The sequence below is a fragment of the Sphingobacterium sp. UBA1897 genome, from assembly GCF_002337775.1.
Lineage (GTDB): Bacteria > Bacteroidota > Bacteroidia > Sphingobacteriales > Sphingobacteriaceae > Sphingobacterium > Sphingobacterium siyangense.
Map to the genome: position 1 here is coordinate 91,217 of NZ_DDGR01000007.1, position 18,444 is coordinate 109,660.

General features: G+C 39.0%; 21 protein-coding genes. 13 read left to right on the forward strand and 8 right to left on the reverse strand.

What is annotated here, in order from left to right:
• Positions 1–723: 723 nt before the first annotated feature.
• The gene (locus B4N43_RS05770) at positions 724–1,656 is read right to left on the reverse strand and encodes an SPFH domain-containing protein (protein WP_286733428.1); all 933 of its coding nucleotides are present in this window, start codon (positions 1,654–1,656) and stop codon (positions 724–726) included.
• Between the two features lie 285 nt (positions 1,657–1,941).
• Between B4N43_RS05770 and B4N43_RS05775 the strand changes: the two genes are divergently transcribed.
• The 4 genes from B4N43_RS05775 to B4N43_RS25480 are packed head-to-tail and all read left to right on the forward strand — an operon-like array spanning position 1,942 to position 3,092.
• Positions 1,942–2,343 (forward strand): PAS domain-containing protein, encoded by a 402-nt coding sequence (locus B4N43_RS05775; RefSeq protein ID WP_286733430.1) that lies wholly within the window; start codon positions 1,942–1,944, stop codon positions 2,341–2,343.
• Positions 2,344–2,379: 36 nt separating this feature from the next.
• Positions 2,380–2,598 (forward strand): histidine kinase dimerization/phospho-acceptor domain-containing protein, encoded by a 219-nt coding sequence (locus tag B4N43_RS05780; protein ID WP_286733431.1) that lies wholly within the window; start codon positions 2,380–2,382, stop codon positions 2,596–2,598.
• Positions 2,570–2,875, forward strand: a complete 306-nt coding sequence (locus B4N43_RS05785) for a hypothetical protein (RefSeq protein WP_286733433.1) — start codon at positions 2,570–2,572, stop codon at positions 2,873–2,875. Before B4N43_RS05780 ends, B4N43_RS05785 begins: the two co-directional genes overlap by 29 nt.
• A complete protein-coding gene (locus B4N43_RS25480) occupies positions 2,859–3,092 on the forward strand; it encodes an ATP-binding protein (RefSeq protein ID WP_376749011.1) in 234 nt (77 codons plus the stop codon). Before B4N43_RS05785 ends, B4N43_RS25480 begins: the two co-directional genes overlap by 17 nt.
• A 59-nt stretch (positions 3,093–3,151) precedes the next feature.
• On the opposite strand, the gene B4N43_RS05790 is transcribed toward B4N43_RS25480, so the two are convergent.
• From B4N43_RS05790 to B4N43_RS05800, 3 genes are all read right to left on the reverse strand, one after another.
• Complete coding sequence (locus B4N43_RS05790) at positions 3,152–3,952, reverse strand: inorganic diphosphatase (protein ID WP_286733434.1); 801 nt, start codon at positions 3,950–3,952, stop codon at positions 3,152–3,154.
• 196 nt (positions 3,953–4,148) lie between these two features.
• On the reverse strand, positions 4,149–4,319 hold the full coding sequence (locus B4N43_RS05795) for a hypothetical protein (protein WP_286733436.1): 171 nt from the start codon (positions 4,317–4,319) through the stop codon (positions 4,149–4,151).
• Between the two features lie 20 nt (positions 4,320–4,339).
• Positions 4,340–4,513, reverse strand: a complete 174-nt coding sequence (locus B4N43_RS05800) for a hypothetical protein (protein ID WP_286733438.1) — start codon at positions 4,511–4,513, stop codon at positions 4,340–4,342.
• 269 nt (positions 4,514–4,782) lie between these two features.
• Here B4N43_RS05800 and B4N43_RS05805 point away from each other — a divergent pair, with 269 nt between their 5' ends.
• The 4 genes from B4N43_RS05805 to B4N43_RS05820 all read left to right on the forward strand — a co-directional run bounded on the left by B4N43_RS05805 (position 4,783) and on the right by B4N43_RS05820 (position 8,925).
• Positions 4,783–5,280, forward strand: a complete 498-nt coding sequence (locus B4N43_RS05805) for a DinB family protein (RefSeq protein ID WP_286733440.1) — start codon at positions 4,783–4,785, stop codon at positions 5,278–5,280.
• 88 nt (positions 5,281–5,368) lie between these two features.
• Positions 5,369–5,965, forward strand: a complete 597-nt coding sequence (locus B4N43_RS05810) for a DUF4142 domain-containing protein (protein ID WP_286733442.1) — start codon at positions 5,369–5,371, stop codon at positions 5,963–5,965.
• A 286-nt stretch (positions 5,966–6,251) separates the two neighbouring features.
• Positions 6,252–6,821 carry an alpha/beta fold hydrolase gene (locus B4N43_RS05815; protein ID WP_286733443.1) on the forward strand — a complete coding sequence of 190 codons (570 nt, stop codon included), beginning with the start codon at positions 6,252–6,254 and terminating at the stop codon, positions 6,819–6,821.
• Between the two features lie 376 nt (positions 6,822–7,197).
• On the forward strand, positions 7,198–8,925 hold the full coding sequence (locus B4N43_RS05820) for an NPCBM/NEW2 domain-containing protein (protein ID WP_286733445.1): 1,728 nt from the start codon (positions 7,198–7,200) through the stop codon (positions 8,923–8,925).
• A 66-nt stretch (positions 8,926–8,991) separates the two neighbouring features.
• On the opposite strand, the gene B4N43_RS05825 is transcribed toward B4N43_RS05820, so the two are convergent.
• A complete protein-coding gene (locus B4N43_RS05825) occupies positions 8,992–9,312 on the reverse strand; it encodes a hypothetical protein (RefSeq protein WP_286733447.1) in 321 nt (106 codons plus the stop codon).
• A gap of 421 nt (positions 9,313–9,733) precedes the next feature.
• Between B4N43_RS05825 and B4N43_RS05830 the strand changes: the two genes are divergently transcribed.
• The 3 genes from B4N43_RS05830 to B4N43_RS05840 all read left to right on the forward strand — a co-directional run bounded on the left by B4N43_RS05830 (position 9,734) and on the right by B4N43_RS05840 (position 11,586).
• Complete coding sequence (locus B4N43_RS05830; protein ID WP_075992119.1) at positions 9,734–10,330, forward strand: DNA-3-methyladenine glycosylase; 597 nt, start codon at positions 9,734–9,736, stop codon at positions 10,328–10,330.
• Positions 10,331–10,456: 126 nt separating this feature from the next.
• Positions 10,457–10,855 (forward strand): STAS/SEC14 domain-containing protein, encoded by a 399-nt coding sequence (locus B4N43_RS05835; protein ID WP_286733449.1) that lies wholly within the window; start codon positions 10,457–10,459, stop codon positions 10,853–10,855.
• A gap of 224 nt (positions 10,856–11,079) precedes the next feature.
• The gene (locus B4N43_RS05840) at positions 11,080–11,586 is read left to right on the forward strand and encodes a hypothetical protein (protein WP_286733452.1); all 507 of its coding nucleotides are present in this window, start codon (positions 11,080–11,082) and stop codon (positions 11,584–11,586) included.
• Positions 11,587–11,628: 42 nt separating this feature from the next.
• Here B4N43_RS05840 and B4N43_RS05845 read toward each other — a convergent pair whose 3' ends face one another.
• Complete coding sequence (locus B4N43_RS05845; protein WP_286733454.1) at positions 11,629–12,087, reverse strand: hypothetical protein; 459 nt, start codon at positions 12,085–12,087, stop codon at positions 11,629–11,631.
• Between the two features lie 535 nt (positions 12,088–12,622).
• On the opposite strand from B4N43_RS05845, the gene B4N43_RS05850 reads away from it, so the two are divergent.
• On the forward strand, positions 12,623–15,295 hold the full coding sequence (locus B4N43_RS05850; RefSeq protein ID WP_286733457.1) for a DEAD/DEAH box helicase family protein: 2,673 nt from the start codon (positions 12,623–12,625) through the stop codon (positions 15,293–15,295).
• 75 nt (positions 15,296–15,370) lie between these two features.
• The gene (locus B4N43_RS05855) at positions 15,371–15,913 is read left to right on the forward strand and encodes an SMI1/KNR4 family protein (protein WP_286733459.1); all 543 of its coding nucleotides are present in this window, start codon (positions 15,371–15,373) and stop codon (positions 15,911–15,913) included.
• An 11-nt stretch (positions 15,914–15,924) separates the two neighbouring features.
• Here B4N43_RS05855 and B4N43_RS05860 read toward each other — a convergent pair whose 3' ends face one another.
• Both B4N43_RS05860 and B4N43_RS05865 read right to left on the reverse strand, forming a co-directional pair.
• Positions 15,925–16,497 (reverse strand): glutathione peroxidase, encoded by a 573-nt coding sequence (locus tag B4N43_RS05860; protein WP_182332579.1) that lies wholly within the window; start codon positions 16,495–16,497, stop codon positions 15,925–15,927.
• Positions 16,498–16,836: 339 nt separating this feature from the next.
• The gene (locus B4N43_RS05865) at positions 16,837–18,126 is read right to left on the reverse strand and encodes a glycoside hydrolase family 71/99-like protein (protein ID WP_286733463.1); all 1,290 of its coding nucleotides are present in this window, start codon (positions 18,124–18,126) and stop codon (positions 16,837–16,839) included.
• Positions 18,127–18,444 lie beyond the last annotated feature (318 nt).

The window sequence follows — 18,444 nt, forward strand, 5'->3', positions numbered from 1 at the left end:
ATTTTAGGCCTTTTATGCTTTAGTTTTATAAGATATATGCTTTTTAATCATGCAGAATCTATTTATAGCTATTACAATAAGTTGTTTTGTATTATTTTGGTTCGCTGTACGCCACAAACTTTCTACGCGAGTTTATATCATTTGGTCGCTCTTCATATCATTTGCCGCTGTTGCAGGGTTCTTTATACAATTTCCCCCATCTTTCGCCTTAACGCTATTGGGTACAGTTATAACAATCGTCTGTTGTTCGATACTATTGGTTAATACAAAAATAAATATGTATTTGCTTTTGGCGATCCATATCTTGCGTATTCCAGTAGAATTTATTCTCTATGCTTTATACAAAGCTAAAATGCTGCCGCGAGAAATGACTTTTATTGGCTGCAATTATGATATAGTTTTCGGAATTACTGCCTTAATATTTTTGATAACGGGCATATTCTTTCGTAAAATTTTCAATTTCCAGATTTTCAGATTATGGAACATATTCGGTATTTGCTCAGTTCTCATTGTTGTTCTTCTAGGAATACTGTCATCCCCAATTCCTATACAATTGATCGCTTATGATCAGCCAAATATTGCTATGTTACAATTTCCATATGCTTTATTGCCCAACCTGGTGGTACCCTTAGTAATCTTATCCCATATCCTGCTTTTGAGGAATTCAGTTACATCAATATTTAGATAATACGTCTATGGAAGAGCTTCTTTGGATTTCTATCCCTAAAGACCGCCATCTTTAGGAAGATCAGGCAATTGCGCACTATTATGTCCATCAATCTTCTGTGCCGCGGCCATTGAAACTACCAAATCATTCAGCATAGTGCTTGCTGCAGTTGGCGAATTTGGAAGCAAGACCAAATTGCTTCTGCTATTGGCGCCGATAGCATTCAGTGTATCATAATGTTGCGTAACCACGATTAACGCAGAGGCTTCCTGTGCATTGATATTGGCAGCATTCAGCATTTTTACAGATTCTTCCAGTCCCTTCGCAATCTCTCTTCGCTGATCTGCGATACCCTGTCCCTGTAGTTTTTTAGATTCTGCCTCAGCTTTTGCTACTGCAACAATTCGTATTCTCTGAGCCTCAGACTCATATTCTGCGGCTGTTTTTTCGCGTTCAGCAGCGTTGATTCTGTTCATGGCATGTTTGACCTGTTCATCAGGATCAATATCTGTCACTAATGCTTTAATAATATCGTAACCGTAGCTTTGCATCGCATCCTGCAATTCACTTTTTACGGCAATGGCAATATCATCTTTTCTTACGAAAACGTCATCTAATTTTGTTTTTGGAACTTCAGCACGCACGACATCAAAAACATACGATGTGATCTGATTTTCGGGATTCTCCAAACGATAATAAGCATCTTTTACGTTGTCTCTGATTACCTGGTACTGGACAGAAACTTTCATCTTAATGAAAACATTATCCAGTGTTTTGGTATCAATTATGACATCCAATTGCTTTATTCTAAGATTCAGACGTTTAGATATTTGATCCAAAAACGGAATTTTTAAATGCAAACCAGCATGACTTACTTTTAAAAATTTACCCAGCCTTTCTATCACAGCAGCAGATTCTTGTTTTACGGTATAAAATGAAGCAAATAATGTAATAAGTCCAAAAACGACCAGAATTCCTAAATATAGCATAACCTTAAATTTAATATTGGTGATATACAAACTTACACGTTTACATTGTCATTCTTCTACTTCTTACATAATTTTTCGATAAAGTTCCGAAACTCGGTTATCCATCCTAAAGATAGCCCAACACTACATTTTACTGTGCTAGCCAAGGCTGTGTTCTTTGCAATCTTGGCATAAGCCCCCGCGATGTCCTTGCAAAAGCTCACTTGCAAAACGAAGCCGCTGCTATTAAAATAGCTATCAAGGTTAATTGGCGTTTAATATTTACTCTGGTTGGATAATGACATAATGGATAAATTGAAATTCGGTTTTAATGCGTGTACGGATGCGGGCAATTGCTTCGGTAATATCTTCTGTATCAAGATCATCCTTAAAATCAATGATAAGCATCAATATAACGTCTTCAGGAGACTTGCAGTCATTGTTAACTCATCCTATGACGCGATTATCGGAAAAACACTAGAAGGTATCATAACCAGCTGGAACGACGCTGCGACGAATCTTTTTGGCTATTCAACCGCGGAAATGATTGGTCAGTCCATCCTAAAATTAATTCCACGAGATAGGCATTCTGAAGAAGATTATATTCTGGGGCGAATCCGCATGGGGCATTCCATCAAGCATTTTGAAACTGTTCGGCAGACAAAATCAGGCAAATTGATCGATTTGTCGCTGACGATATCCCCATAAAAAACAATCTCGGCGAGATCATTGGTGTATCAAAAATTGCACGGGATATCACCGAAAAAGCAGGAGGAGAAGCAAAAAAATGCGTTTATATCCGTAGCAAGCCACGAACTCAAAACACCGCTCACCACAGTCTTGATGAATACGCAGATGATGCAACAGCATGCAACTATATTTGGTGAAAAAAGTGCCCAGATAGGAACTAAGATCGAATCTCAAAGTGAGAAAAATGATGCTCACGATTGCGGATTTTCTTAGTATAACGGAGGTAGACGAAGGAAAATTGCAACTTCACCAAACCACTTTTCAGCTTGACAAATTAATGCGGGACTGTATTAATGATTTGGAAACGAATTGGCACAGCATTGAACAGCGTTGTGATCCCACCGTTCATATTTTAGCTGACTGGCCCAAAATGGATCAGGTTTTTGCCAACTTACTTAACAATGCCATAAAATTACTCTCCCCATGGTGGGACGATCATTATTGGCACGCAGATAATAGGCGAAAAAGTACGTATATATGTTCAGGATGAAGGGATTGGAATCGAGCCCAAACATCAAAAGAATATTTTTAAATCATTCTATCGGGTGGATAACCTAAATACTTCTAACATATCTGGATTTGGCATCGGCCTATATTTGGTCGCAGAAATCCTGCGAAAACATGGTTCAAAGATACATGTTCAAAGCGCCAAGAATAAGGGATCTATTTTCTATTTTGATTTCCCCTTCACCTACGCTTCAAGCTAAATAGCATTTATAAGCCTACTGGTCTACATTCCAGCAGATCTACAGTATTAATCTAGCGACTAGAGTAGCCCGACCTCACTTTGCCTAATAACTAACTCTTTTTGGGCAAATTGTAATTCGAGTTTTTTCTTGAATTGTTTCCAGTAGGCATGGTCGATTTCAGCAACCATGATTTCATAAACCACATTCTCGTCTTTAATTGGCTGTTTTTTAGGATCGACCCATATACCAATGGCAGGTGCACGCGTATAAGCTGTTATCCCGCCAAAGTCTTTAATGAGCTGCTTACTAATATCCTGAAATAGTTGAGCGGAGAAGGGTGTTCCCGACGCATCGTAGAGTGGAAGAAAAAGTTCAATTTTTTTGATGGCCTGGCTGTTACTTTTTGCTTTTTCTATCGCCTTACATGCATCTTTAGCACTTAGAATTTTCAAAGGCTGGAAATTTTTGCCTTCCTGTTTATTATAATTTATGAAGAACTGTTGCAGTTCATCGAGCACGGTTTCAGGCAATTGGGTGACACGATGAATGTGACCAAAGACGGCTGAAGCCTCCGGTACGACCAAAAACCGGTCATTTTCGACAGTGTCGCCATCTTTATCCTGCTGTATCGCCTTTATTGCACCAATTATTCTGCATTTCAATATACAGCCAGGAAACGTCCCTTGTTCCGAAATAACGATAATATCCAAGGGGTCACCATCCTCTCCTACGGTGCCCGGGATAAAACCGAAATCATAGGGGAAAACTGAGCCCAAAGGAAGGTATTTTGCCAGAACAAATCCGCCACATTTTGGCTCATAATTGTATTTGGCATTTGAATTTTTGGGGGTTTCAACTGTACAGAATATGTATTTCATTGTCATTTCTAAAATGGGTTTCGGCTCAATATCGACTTATTAAAACTAATGAGTTTTATAGTTGAACAGCAGCATCTACAATTTCGTTTACGATTTTATAACAAAAAAAAAGCGCCTAGGTCTTTACACCTTTTGCCTTTTTGATAACTTGCTCCACCCTTTCCAAACGCTTTCTCCAAGCCATGACTTGCGGTTCTTAATATCTTGGAAGGCCATCCTCGTGCATTAATCCCAGTACTTTGGCCAAACGCTGACTTAAGTCGGCTGTCCCACCGTTAAGCTTCTTCCATTTGCGCTGATCTTTCAACAGATCATTTTCATAGGTAGCGAGCGCCTTCTTTATCGTACTTAGCTCTTTTTTGTACATTTTCTGCCTATGATATACAATCATGAGCCGATTATATGCAGCTTATCTTTTGCGATAACTGTATGATAGTTTTTGACAGCATCCTCCAATTTCCCTTCGGATTCTAACAATTTAGCCTGTTTCATTAATTCGTTGATAGTCAGACGTGCTGTGGATCTTTGATCAGCCATTTCAATACGAGTGTTCGGGACCATAAAACGCGGGTATGAGCCCGGATCATAAAGCGATTGCCTTTTCTAGGAAATCTCGATAGAAGGACACGATTCAGCAAATAATAGTTTGTCTACTGATTACATCTTCCCTAAAACCTTTTCACACCGCAACTATTCCAGCGTTGCTAGCTGAAATTCTTCAGTACAATGTTAGCATTTTAAGCGAATACACAATTGGTTAAAACTAATTCCTGTATAGTTCGGTTTAATTTCTAAAGTCTTAAACTTAATCATTTTAAAACTAAGTCATTATGAGCACTATTCTGATAAAAGATATCATTCAGCAATTAAAGGATGTGGAGCACGCCGATCTATGGATCGATGAAAATTTTGAAAAAAAATTAGCTACGGTTACCGAATCATCTGTTTATGAGCGTCCTATCCCAGAAATGCATAGTGTAGCGGAACTGATGTCGCATCTCATTGAATGGCGTAAGGAGGTTCTGAGCCGTTTGAAGGGAAATCCACGGGGACTCGAAATGAACGAAGCTAGGAATTGGCGCACGAATGACGAACTGAAGACAACAGGCTGGAAAAAGCTGTTGGAAGATTTCTGGGATAGTCAGCGACACGTTATTCACTTTCTCAACGGCAAAGACGATTCCTTCCTCGAACAACCCTATAAACATGCGAATCCTGATTTCCCGCATAACCTCAAATACCTCCTGACAGGCCTTATCCATCACGATTTTTACCACCTGGGTCAGCTGGGTATCACTATTAAATTTTTGAAGCTAAAAAACGCGTGAATGTAATATGAAATAGTTGCGTTGGTCATTTTTTTGAAACGATACTGTTTTGACCACTGTTTATCTAGAAATCAAAACTCATAAGATCATGAAAAGAATATTTTTGACCCTAGCAATTGCATTTTCTATTATTGCTGTCCAAAGTTGCGGCAATGCAAATAACGACAGCAAAAAAACAGCAGACAGTATCAACGAAACAAAAGCACCAGAAAACATAGACGATAATAATACGGCAACGACGCCTGTTGCTGTCAGTGAAGACGATGCAAAATTCGTTACTGAAGCAGCAAACGGTGGCATGGCTGAGGTAGAACTTGGAAAACTGGCAAAGGAAAAAGGCCAGCATGTGGAGGTAAAAGCCTTCGGCGAAATGATGGTTAAAGATCATTCCAAAGCAAATGATGAACTTGCAACGCTTGCACAAGCAAAAAATATCACGCTACCAGCCTCCTCGGGTAAAGATGAGCAAAATTTGAAGGATGAATTGTCCAAAAAGTCGCCCAGAGACTTCGATAAATCGTATATTGAAGATATGGTTAAAGACCATGAAAAGGATATCAAACTGTTTGAGGACGCTAGTAAAAACCTTAAAGATACCGAGCTGAAAGCGTTTGTAGATAAAACTCTACCAACACTTAGAAACCACTTAGATCATGCTAAAAGTGTAAAAGATAAGTTGAAATAATAGCAAAACACAGGGGCTGATATTGGATATTGGTCCCTGTCTTTTTTAATTACACCTCAACTGCCCTAACGATACGAAATCTTCCCCTCGGTATTATCGCGATCCAATCTTTTTTTAAGGACTGTCTGCTTGCATTTCTGACGCAATCGCCCCTATATTTGTCGTATTTCCACAGGATCTTCTTAGGAAATCGTAATGATATTTGTCATGTACATTTTAAATAAATTCGTTATGAACACACGTATCAAAACCAAATACTATTTTTAAATCATTACTTTATATCATTATGATGACTACTGTTATGCAATCTTATGCCCAAATTAAACCCTCGGCTCAAGGTTTAGTACACCTTAAGGACAGAAAGGTATATTATGAAGTTTATGGTACTGGAAAACCGATTGTATTATTACACGGCGCTTTTATGACCATCAGCACAAACTGGAGTCAGCTCATACCCGAACTGTCAAAAAACAGGAAAGTCATCGCCATTGAGCTGCAGGGCCATGGCCATTCACCCTATTCTGATAGAAAATTTGACCACGCCATACTTGCAGCTGATGTTGCCAAAGTGATGGATTATCTGAGAATTGAACATGCTGCAGTGCTTGGCTACAGCTTTGGAGGCGCAGTAGCCTACCAATTTGCCATTCAGTACCCGAAGCGCTTAGATGAATTAGTCATTATTTCTGCTACCTATAAAAGTAAGGGATGGATGCCGGAAATTAACAAAGCCTTTCAGAACATGAAACCAGCACTATTTGAAAATAGTCCGATGCAGCAAGCCTATGAAGCCGTTGCTCCCGACAAAACAAAGTGGACAAAATTTTTAGAACAGATGATCTCTTTGGCACAGTAACCATTTGATCTGGGAGACGCAAATATTGCCAAAATATCTTCACCTGTACTCTTGATTGCTGGAGACAACGACGGTCTAGATAAGATCGAGCTGGTAAAAACATATCAATTATTGGGCGGTGCAGTAGTTGGTGACTTTGGACAAATGCCGAAATCCCAATTAGCCATTATCCCAGCACAAAGCCACGTCAGCCTGATAGGCCAAACTGGAAGCATTTTAGGTTATCTGAATAGTTTTTTAAAATAAGTCCTGTAGAGGGAGAAGAACTTATGCATATTATTAAAGAAAACTATGCTGATTTTATTTAACTTAGTGTATAGATAATATAAAACCTAGATTAAACCTAATTGAATTCAATAGCGATCGTATATTCACCATGTATGAAACGTCAGCCAAACTTCCTCTGGATAATGCTGTCTATTTACTATTAACACTTAACCAATTCGCTCAAGGAGCAATCACAACAAATAAAAATAAACTGCTTCATACTGTTAAGGTTGTTTATTTTTATCCTGCTGACGCAAAACTGTCTTCCGATTGGAAAAATCGTCTCGACCGAACATTGAAGGATATCTCCTCCTATTACAAAACTGAGCTTGGAAATTCGGGATTTAAAAGTGATGGTATCCCTTTTGAGGCAGAAGATTCGGGTTATCAGTACCACTTGGTTCAAGGGGCGAAACCCTCAAATGATTATACAATAAATTCAGGGCGTGAAATAGAAAATGAAATCTTCGAGAAACTGACGCCTGCTATCAATCCAAACACCGAACATATCCTTGTTATTACTGCCTTAAGCCATAAAGATGAAAATGGGACCTACGTATTTCATTCGCCATACTATGGCAGGGGCTCTGCTTCCTCGGGCTTGTGCATGGTTGCAGACTGCGACCTCCTAGATCCGGCATTACTCACGGATGCAAGCACCAAAATAACTTTTACAGAGATGTTTGCCACAAATAAAGAATGTACTGTAGGAGAGTTCAACAGTTGGTACCTTGGTGGGATAGCACATGAAATGGGCCACCTATTCGGATTACCACACGATCATGGTTTTCCAAATGAGTTCAATCGAAAAACGATTTCCTTAATGGGAGAACATGGTAGCAGGCACTACAAAGTCGAAAAATGGGGTGGTTTAAAATCAGCTAAATTTTCCAAAGCCTCAGTCTTTCAACTAAGTAGTCATCCCATATTTACACAGCGACCAAAACCTATCCAACAAAAAAACGAATTCCTATTACAATCATTTATGCTATTTCAAGCCGAAAATACGACAAAATTAAAGCTTCAGTACCATTCAGGTACAGTACCATATGGCGTTGTAGCGTTGATCCACCCTTATAATACCTCCGAGTATTTGAGCAACAGCTTTACCGCTGTAGTCAACCAGAGCAATTCTGTAGAAATTGATATTGCTCCTTTTGAAGGCAATATACCCTATGAAATTAGAATGCTGTTTTTATTTGACAACGGATCAGTTAAAGAATACCGAAAAATGGTTAGCCATAGTAACGAAGGAGATTTCCTAACCATTAATAATTTTGGTCAGGCTACCGTCAATGACCTGATTAGAGTAGTAGAAAATGACAGCCTGGATAATCAAAAACAGGCCAAGTTGAGTGTCTTAAATCAATTGTTGCAGGACGACCAACCCATCAACCTTAAAACCATAAAAAAGGATAGTATCTTTCTTTCTGACGCAGCATGGGAAGAAGCTTACGTAGGTTGGGAAAACCCAGCGAGAAATTATTACACAGCAGAATCTAACGCTTTATTTTTTCTAGAAAACAGCGCTAAGGTATATCGCAAAGGATTATATGCCCATGCACCATCCCTATATAAGTACAAGCTTGCAAAAAAGTGGCGGCAATTAAAAATCATCGCAGCTTTACGTGACGGCGCTCAAAAACCAGAGGGCATTCAATTTATCATCCGTGGTAATAGGAAAATCCTTTCTTCCCATAATGTCAAGCCCAATGAACAGTATCTTTTTGATCTAGATATCACAGGTGTCGATGATCTTGAGCTCCTTACGCAAGATCAAAGTGGCAACAACTTTAATGCGTGGTCAATTTGGTGCAACCCATATCTTATAAAATAAAAAAATGACTCCCCCTATTCATCTAGTTCGTAAAGGTATTTCCAGGAGCTTACATATTCCCCAGAACTAGTCAGGCAATTTGATCTCACTCCTATTTTCTTTACGGTTCAGCAGCTCATCAAAATCTTTTGCCATCACAAAAACCCGAACCTTGGCTCGGTCAATCAGGACAAGGTAATATGTAAATACCTTTTGTATTTCTGCTTCTGTCGGCTCAATGCTCAGCGCCACACTATTGTCCACCTCCCGATCAAAAAGGACATCTGACATCCCCTCGATGACCAGTGTAACGATCTTATTTGCTGCGTGCCACGTTAAAGCAATACTGGTATGGATACCTAAAAAATCGCCGTCATCATATTTTTTTTGCAGACCATACGTATACATTGCTTACTATTTGTCAGCCTATGCCACCGTCCCTATTGCCGCTGTTAGGCCTCACGAAAATTAACATAAGTAGACTTTTTATCCGCCCTATCAGGTGAGTTTGAAAATCATTTGCTCAACTACTATTCGTTAGCAATAAAATGATGATTTTCCCTATATTTAATCACCGTTAAACGATGGACATAATCGTTGACAATTTGATTTATAGATGATGATGTATAAGGTTACTGATGTTGCCAGTTATAGCATTATATTGCTTTCAGATTTGGATTGGCTAATCTTGGAGAACACATGTGATGTAACCTGCGAGAAAAGAAATGGGAAATAGCGGTAAACAAAATTGCGCTTAGAGAAGGATTGAATACCTCTACTGATACGAGTAACATACGAATGATAAATAAGTCAATTTTTTGTATAAAAAGTGAGTAAACTGCCTAAATCTTATTATAACAATACCGATACTTTATTCCTAGCAGAAGATCTGTTAGGAAAGGTACTCTATACGCAAAAAGACGGCCTTCTAACAGGGGGTAGAATTGTCGAAACTGAAGCTTACTTTGGCGTTATGGATAAAGCATCTCATGCATTTAACGGAAAGAGAACCTCCAGGACTGAGCCGATGTATCGTGAAGGTGGTGTGGCCTATGTATACCTATGTTATGGAATTCACCATCTGTTGAATATCGTTACTTCTGGCGCAGCGGATCCCCAATGCGTTTTAATCAGGAGTATTGAACCGCTCGTTGGCATTGACGTGATGGCTTTACGGAGACACGTGCTGCCTGAAAAACCCTCATTTTCCAATGGACCGGGTTCTGCGGCCAAAGCTTTGGGAATTGACGCGTCGTTTAATGATGCGCTATTGACCGACGACCGCATTTGGATTGAAGATCAGGGATTAAAATACAATCCCGCACAAATCGGAAAAGCAGCACGAATCGGTATTGCTTATGCTCAGGAACACGCGGCTCTACCCCTACGTTTTTTTGTAAAGGAAAGTAAATATGCCAGAAAGTGACCATTCATTCGTCAGCCCCCGCAATTGGGTTTTAATTCATGTGAATAACTGAATTTCAATTACGTTCCATATTTTTTAACTTCACGATATAGATGACATGCAAAACAATAAAACCAAGAAACCATCATGATCAATCAAATAAAAAAATTTAAAGGCAATGCACTTGCGTTGGAATTAATAGGATCATTTACAGAAATTGATGCGTTTTTGATAGAACAACTTTTCGAAGAAAAATTGAATGAAGGTTATGCGCATGTCAACATATTGATTAAGGTTAAAGACATGTCTATGATGAAAGACATGAAATTAAAAGCATTTTTTGAAGGGGAATTATGGGGAATTAAACATTTCGGAAAAATCGGACGCTGTGCGGTTGTATCCCATTCTGATTTCATGAAGTCAATAGTCAATATTGAAAACAAGATGCTCCATTTATTTAACTCGGCTTTAGAAGAGCGATATTTTGATGAAAATCAGTTAGAGGAAGCATTAGAATTCATCGAGAACAACAATAAAAAAATTTGATCTGCGAATTACGCATAAATCAAATGGCTTATCCTGAAAAAATTGATATAATTTAATGATAAAAAATAGTTTTTTATTCTTTGACTTTTCGCATATTAGTCCCTGTTAAATTAACCAATTTTGAACGAGTAACAAATTATAACCATGGAAAGACCTTATGATGGTATTGCAAATATTGACCAAACGTCAAATGGATACCAATTACCATCCCAGCAAAAAAACATATGCCTGTCATAGCATTCCTTAGTTTGTGGCTGGTCGCTTGGTTTATTGGATTAAATTTTGTTGGAAGCTCGTTCGTAAAGGACTTTTTTAATAACGGAAATAGCGGGTTAGAATTTGATCGGTTATTTCAAGTAATCTGGTTGATTGGCTGGACTCTGGGGGGCTTATTTGTGGTTAAAACATTATCGTGGTACTTAATTGGAAAAGAAATCATCGTGATAGATCGTGAGCAGATCAGCATCGCCAGAAAAAATGATATATTCTTCAGAAATAAGATATTTGATTTACGGGAAGTAAAGAATTTTCATATCGAAGAGGAGCCCTTTGAATTCGTTTTTTGGGGCCGCAGGAATGATTTGTCGTTGTTTAAAAATAGAGGCACTATTCGATTTGAATATGGTTTTAAAACAATAAAATTCGCGAATGATATGGATCAAGCTGAAGCGAATTACATCTTAGAAACATTAAGATCATCGGGGTATCTGAACTCAGCCAATTTTGATTAATTTGATTAAAGAAATAGTCAGACAGACGACAATGATGCAGTTTTATTGCTTAACTTTCAGAGCAGCCTGCTGTTTTTCGATTATTTTCCGGAACAGGACAAATTCTAAGACGGTGCTGGCTAGATAAACAACGGAAAAAAGGAGCAGCATTTTTAACGGGTCGAGAACCATATGATATTTATAAACTCCAGCCAAAATATAAATAATCAGTAAGACCAGAAAAACAGCAGGTATTCCCGAAAATGTCAGAAACGATAATACTTTATTTCGGCGAATTTTTTCGATGTGATTTAGAAAAAATAGTAAAGAACATAAAATCACTACGAAAAGGTAAATTGTTGAAAAACCTAAATTGACAACAATGTCCAGTATAACTATAATCGTCTCCAGAAATCCTGTAGCAGCCGTATTCGTCTCTGCAATAACAAGTCGGTATAGGATAAATAGCGCGACACTTATCAGTACATTAACCAACCAAAATCTGAATATAATTTTCCCCATATTACCCGTATTTTTATAATTACTGTTGTCTATTCATCGATAACACTTTTAAGTACGCTTACAAAGATATCAAGTTATTTTCCGGGAGTGATGTACGAATATAAATTCTGTCTCCGCGAATAATAATTGTTCCGCTGTCCAATAAGCCTAACGGAGGATGAAACGATGCCAAATCCCGCTCGTCCAGAATTAATCAAAAATTAACCAACTGCTAAAATTAATCGCTTGAAACTAGCCCGTTTTTGAAGGATGTACGGATCAAGCACGGATATAACACTGATCAGGCACAAGGGACTAGTGCTTTTAAAATGCATTAAACGTACTTAGGAGGCACCTCCATTTTGGATAAAACGGCTATTTTTCCTCTTCGGAAAGCTTACACGGAATTTAACTTAAATAAAATTTATTCAATATATAACTTATATTCGAGGTCGATAGAAGGAATTATACGAGTCTTCTACTGCAAATCGTATTTGCAACCAAAATTGGTATATTGCGCTACAATATAGTGTAAATTTTAAATTATCCGGATCTATTGACTGAATACCCTAAAGCAATTAAATTCAAATATTCATGGCGCAAGTACCAACAACGGGTACTTGAAGAATTACAAGAGCATCTTAAAGATGGTCATTTACATGTGGTGGCACCTCCCGGTTCAGGTAAGACGGTTTTGGGGCTTGAAGTCGCTATACGCATCAATAAACCAACCCTAATTCTCGCACCGACGCGTGCAATCCGTAACCAATGGATACAACGGTTCTGTGAACTTTTTCTTCAAACGGACACCATGCCGGACTGGATCTCCAGGGATATCCGGAATCCAAAATTTTTCACCGTAGTAACCTATCAGGGACTGCATGCTGCCTGCAATGATCAGGATGCGCCGGAGCTCGGGTCAAACCTTGAGCTTATCCTAAAGGAATTGAAATCGCAAAAAATCGGTACGATTGTCGTCGACGAAGCACACCATCTTAAAAATGAATGGTGGCATACATTAACCCATATAAAGAAAAAACTGAAGCCGACGGTTGTTGGTCTAACAGCAACTCCACCTTACGATGTCAACCCAACAGAATGGCAGCGCTACATGGATCTCAATGGCCCCATAGATGCAGAAATTTCCGTCCCCGAACTTGTCATTGAGGGTGATCTATGTCCACATCAGGATTATATCTATTTCACCAATCCTAGCCAAAAGGAAAGACAGTTTATTGCCGATTATAGGGATAGCATGCTTAAACTGTTTAAGGAAGTAAGCAGCGACAAAATCGTACTTCAGGCAGTCCAAAATCATCCGATATGGTTAAACCCGATGGATGATCTCGACTGGGTTTATAATAACCTGAAATATTACTCAGCATGCTTAATTTTTCTCCATGCCAACCAAATTCCAATTCCCGAGCTCCATATGGAGATCATCGGTGGCAAGGATTTTAAAATACCTCACCTGGATTATGAATGGCTCGAAATTCTACTTGAATTTTATCTGTACCAGGAAAAGGTACATTTCAATGCGTTTGAAGAACACCGCAACATGCTAGAAAATAGATTACAAAGGCATGGTGCCACGGAAAGAAAACGGGTGAACTTTTCCCAAAATAGCCGTGTCCGACAATATTTGACATCCAGTATCAGTAAAATGGACGCTATTACAGCGATTGTGGATTTTGAATATGAAAAATTGGGTAAAAACCTACGGTTGGTAGTCCTTTCGGATTTCATCCGAAAAGAATTCTATGTAAGCACCGACCACAATACGCTTGAATTGAACAAAATAGGTGTTATCCCTATTTTCGAAAAATTGAGACGGGAAAATAAGAATAAAAAGAAAATCGCTGTACTTACAGGATCCATGATCATTATTCCGGCAAGCACTTACGCTGCATTTCAAACCACTGCTGCAAAGTATGATATTTATGACAGCGCCGCGAGCCCTGTTCCTTTTGATGTAAATTACCTTTTAATAAACCAGACAGAGGAACTTAAACACGATATCGTTCACATCGTCACACAGCTATTCCAGGCTGGAGAAATTGAAGTCCTACTGGGGACCAAGTCATTGTTAGGTGAAGGCTGGGACGCTCCGGCAATCAACGCCCTGATTTTAGCGAGCTTTGTCGGCTCATTTGTACTTTCCAATCAGATGCGGGGTCGGGCTATCAGAGCACAACAGGGCAATAAGGACAAAACGTCAAATATCTGGCATTTGGTATGTGCAGACTCCACTTCCGCAACGGGCGGTGATGACCTTAAATTATTAAAGCGACGGTTCAAAAGTTTTGTCGGCGTCTCGCTGCGACAAGAACCTGAAATTGAAAATGGTATAGGCCGTTTTGATCTACCCGAAAACATAAACAACGTTGGGGAAATTTCACGGAAAAATGCGGAAATGTTGCTATTTGCTGCCGACCGAGAGAACCTCAGACAGCGGTGGAATGATGCGCTTAGCAAAGGAGTGAATCTCGTCGAGGAGATCAAGATACCTTTTACGGAAAAACAAGATTATCAACGTGTAAAATCATTGTATCTCAACAAAACAATTAGAAACCTACTCGCGACAGTGGGCACTTCCTGGCTTAGTTTTGGACTTGACAATGTGCAGGGATTTTTTAGAACATTAAAAAATATGCAAAGCCTAAAAGATTTTTATATTTACATGGCCAGCTTGGGTGCAGTCGGAATGCTGCTTTTCGGGAGAAATACCGTCAGATCACTCAGACTATATTTGAAATACCGAGATATTTCCAAAGATCTCAACCAAGTGAGTTATGCGCTCTTAAATGGCTTGCTAAAAGCTCATATCATACGGACTGATCGAAACGAAGTACGCGTAGAAATGCAAGTTGACCGCTCGGGTTCCGTTTACTGCCATTTAGAAGGGGGTACAACATACGACAAATCAATATTCATCAATGCATTACAGGAGATTATAGCGCCGATCAATAATCCGCGTTATGTGATTGTCAGGAAAAACAAATTTGCTTTTTTTGTCAAGCAGGAAGATTATCATGCTGTTCCGGAACTGCTGGCACGCAAAAAAGAGTTTGCCGAATATTTTAGCAATCAGTGGGAAGCGCACGTAGGGAATTGTGATTTAATCTTTACCCGAACAATTACTGGCAGAAAATTGATCTTAAAAGCACGGGCGAAATCATTAGCGGCACAACTGGATGAAAACGTACTGCAGGTAAGTAAGTGGCGGTAAAGAAATAAGTCAAAAAAAAATCAACAATAGGCAGGAAATTTTGAATCATAATATGCGAATTTTTATAAAAACGTTATGCTAAATAATACCTTTGATCTGCAAATAGAAGGTACACCTTCTGAATTTGGGGATCAGTCAATTCTCGAGAATTTTAGATTCCCAAATGGAAAAGCTTTTCCTAAATCATACAAATCCTTTGTAAAAAACTATGGATACGGGTTAGCATTAGGTGAATTTCATATTTATATTCCGATGGGCAACTATGGAGATTCATTAACTGTTAGATCCGATGAAATTAGAAATACCTATATTGATGATGTTAAAAATGATGATATCTGGTTTGAAATAGGTCCTGACTGCTCGCTGCAAATCGTAAAGCGATTGTTTCCCTTCGCTTCCAGCGACAATGGCTACTATCTCTTTTGGGACTATGAAATTGATGCAGCAGGCGAACTGGATATTTATATAACAGATTTTAAGGGTACAGGATTTAGAAAAGCTGGCAAATCAATCGATGAACTCATTAGTAATTTGACTGGCGGTTCTATTAAAGAATTTCTCCCATTCTGCAGCCATCCACTACCGCGGACTTTCAAATGTTTAAAGAAAGTTGAATGAGCGCTATCTAACTACTCGAGCAACGCCACAATTGCAGGATCCTCGGGATCTATTTTTGGAAGAAAATGCTTCATAAGCCTGCCATTTTCATCGATTAGATATTTCTGAAAATTCCACAAGACAGCAGAACTTTCTACGCCGTTCAAGCTTTTGTTGGTCAACCACTGATAAATAGGCGCCTGCCGTTTTCCTTTAACATCAATCTTTGCTGCCATCGGAAAAGTTACGCCGTAATTCCGTTGACAAAAAGCAGCTATTTCGGCATCCTTACCAGGTTCTTGGTCTAAAAAATCATTTGAAGGAAAACCAATAATAACCAACTTATCACTGAATCTTTTATATAAGCGTTCAAGACCCTCGTACTGAGGTGTAAACCCACATTTAGAAGCGGTGTTTACAACGAGTATCTTTTTACCTTTAAATTGCGCGAAATCAATGGACGAGCCGTCCAACCCCTTAACTTTAAATCCATATAGCGTAGCTGATTTCAAAGCCATATCTACATTAACGTTACCATTGGTGAATAAATAATAGGCCACACCTGCGGCGACTACCGCAACAATGAATAAAATTATAAAGAGCATTTTTTTTATTTTTTTTTGAAACATGACAATCGATATAAGCACGAAACCATCCCAGAATCGTCTTTACTTAGGTCGATGAACACCCTTGGACTTGCGACCAAGGACGATACATAACAACCTTGCCGATCAACGTTGTACAAGGCAAAACGTATCCTGCAAAGTCTTATAAACGATGAGTTCAGCGTTTACAATGGATTAAAGTTACTAAAGAAAGTCTGAATTGGAAATGAAAAATGCTTTTCTGATCGGATAATAAACAGTATAAAAACCGAATCTTCATGACAAAGATTCGGCTACACTATTAAACTATATAAACCAATTGTGTACGTTAAAGTTGACTTATTGAGGGGATGTTGGTCTATTTGGGCTTAGCCCTATCTGTCCCTTTAGCATCTTTCCACCATCCATTGTAATCCGGAGATAATAATCTGAAGAACAAACAGTCCCATCTTCATCCATAGATTTAATCCCCAGCCCAACAGGAACATCCTGTTGAGTTGCAGCTGTCTTCGCTATCTGATTGGATTCGTTGTACTCATCAAACATGGACACATACATACTCTTGACACCAAGCGCGGTCAAATTATAGAATTGTCGCCACATAAAATCACCATGTTTTCGTTGCCCCTCCTGCAGTGACCCCGGCAATACACAGGGCTGATAGTCTATATTATTTACATTGCAAAACTGTAGATCAGCATTTTGGATATGCTGCGCATAATGATCCACGTCTGCAATGGTTCCGATGCGGCCTACCATCCAAGGTGACAACATATCAAATGATTTGTAGACATCGATATAGCCTTGTCTCGAATCTCCTCCTGTTTGTGCCAACCTCCAGTGTGTTGGCGTACCGCCCATGACATAGCAGCCTTGATCGCGAAACCACTGAATAACCTCCAGACAAACGGCTGCTGACCAGGGATGGTTGTTGTCATTAAAACCGAATCCCCAAATACCGACCACAGGCTTGCCGTTCTGTTTGGCATAGGCAGTAGACTGGGTATATTGTTTCATCAGATTTAGCCAATCATTTTTTATTTCAGCCTGCATATTAACCCAAGCCGACACATCATACATGATATAGAATTTGATACCATGTTGCTCGGCGGCAGTTTTAACTTTAGCCGTAATCGCATTACGAATGGGACCTTCTATCCCTGTGGGATTAAATCGCTGCAATGCCGCCGTGTGGATACCGTAATCCTTCATCCATTTAAATTGGACATTGACTGTCTGATCGTCAAATGAAGAAAACAGAGATGCAGGCGAACCATTGTCCAATGCCGGTAAATTGGTATTGTATTTTTTTTGGTATTCGCTGTTGTCAGGCCAAGAAGGAATATGGAAATTACCTTGGGTCGGGGTCTGCTGCCAAGCCTCAGTCCAGTGCCACCAATGTGTTCCCATGGGTGAATTGTCACCCGCACAGGAAAACCAGCCCTGGTATCCCACGGTAATCTGCCCAACGACATCGCCTGTCGCGGAAAGCCCATTGTTGCCATTCGCTTTTTTGGCCTCCTCTTTCGGGATAGATTCTTCAATCTTCTTTTCGCTCTTTGAACAGGACATCATCAAAGCGATCAACAAGAAGATTATACATACTTTTTTTTGCTGTTTAATACTCATAATTAAGTGATTTTTTTATAAATGGTTGAAGACAGGTTTATACTATTGGTTTATTTCAATGCTGGTCCCCATACTGCCTCGCTGTTCCGGAAGGCTAAAGTTTTACTGGGGTTATTCTTGAAATCAAAGTTATTATGTACCATTAATGAACTATTAACAAGAAATTAATGGCTTCCATAAATCTGTATAAAATGAAAAATTATTTATAAATACGTTTAATGTGCGTACAGTAATTTTGCTGTATATTGAAAATAAATGCTGCACCAGTTTATTTATAAAGAAGTAATCGAGCTGAGCGATCCGATGAGGTTTTCTTTC

Coding starts and splice junctions, on each gene's coding strand:
- B4N43_RS05840 (WP_286733452.1), top strand. CDS start 11,080: ATGCCTGTCATAGCATTCCTTAGTTTGTGGCTGGTCGCTTGGTTTATT.
- B4N43_RS05810 (WP_286733442.1), top strand. CDS start 5,369: ATGAAAAGAATATTTTTGACCCTAGCAATTGCATTTTCTATTATTGCT.
- B4N43_RS05855 (WP_286733459.1), top strand. CDS start 15,371: ATGCTAAATAATACCTTTGATCTGCAAATAGAAGGTACACCTTCTGAA.
- B4N43_RS05805 (WP_286733440.1), top strand. CDS start 4,783: ATGAGCACTATTCTGATAAAAGATATCATTCAGCAATTAAAGGATGTG.
- B4N43_RS05770 (WP_286733428.1), bottom strand. CDS start 1,656: ATGCTATATTTAGGAATTCTGGTCGTTTTTGGACTTATTACATTATTT.
- B4N43_RS05790 (WP_286733434.1), bottom strand. CDS start 3,952: ATGAAATACATATTCTGTACAGTTGAAACCCCCAAAAATTCAAATGCC.
- B4N43_RS05845 (WP_286733454.1), bottom strand. CDS start 12,087: ATGGGGAAAATTATATTCAGATTTTGGTTGGTTAATGTACTGATAAGT.
- B4N43_RS05820 (WP_286733445.1), top strand. CDS start 7,198: ATGTATGAAACGTCAGCCAAACTTCCTCTGGATAATGCTGTCTATTTA.
- B4N43_RS05865 (WP_286733463.1), bottom strand. CDS start 18,126: ATGAGTATTAAACAGCAAAAAAAAGTATGTATAATCTTCTTGTTGATC.
- B4N43_RS05800 (WP_286733438.1), bottom strand. CDS start 4,513: ATGGTCCCGAACACTCGTATTGAAATGGCTGATCAAAGATCCACAGCA.
- B4N43_RS05785 (WP_286733433.1), top strand. CDS start 2,570: ATGATGCTCACGATTGCGGATTTTCTTAGTATAACGGAGGTAGACGAA.
- B4N43_RS05835 (WP_286733449.1), top strand. CDS start 10,457: ATGATCAATCAAATAAAAAAATTTAAAGGCAATGCACTTGCGTTGGAA.
- B4N43_RS05815 (WP_286733443.1), top strand. CDS start 6,252: ATGATGACTACTGTTATGCAATCTTATGCCCAAATTAAACCCTCGGCT.
- B4N43_RS05795 (WP_286733436.1), bottom strand. CDS start 4,319: ATGTACAAAAAAGAGCTAAGTACGATAAAGAAGGCGCTCGCTACCTAT.
- B4N43_RS05775 (WP_286733430.1), top strand. CDS start 1,942: ATGGATAAATTGAAATTCGGTTTTAATGCGTGTACGGATGCGGGCAAT.
- B4N43_RS05860 (WP_182332579.1), bottom strand. CDS start 16,497: ATGCTCTTTATAATTTTATTCATTGTTGCGGTAGTCGCCGCAGGTGTG.
- B4N43_RS05825 (WP_286733447.1), bottom strand. CDS start 9,312: ATGTATACGTATGGTCTGCAAAAAAAATATGATGACGGCGATTTTTTA.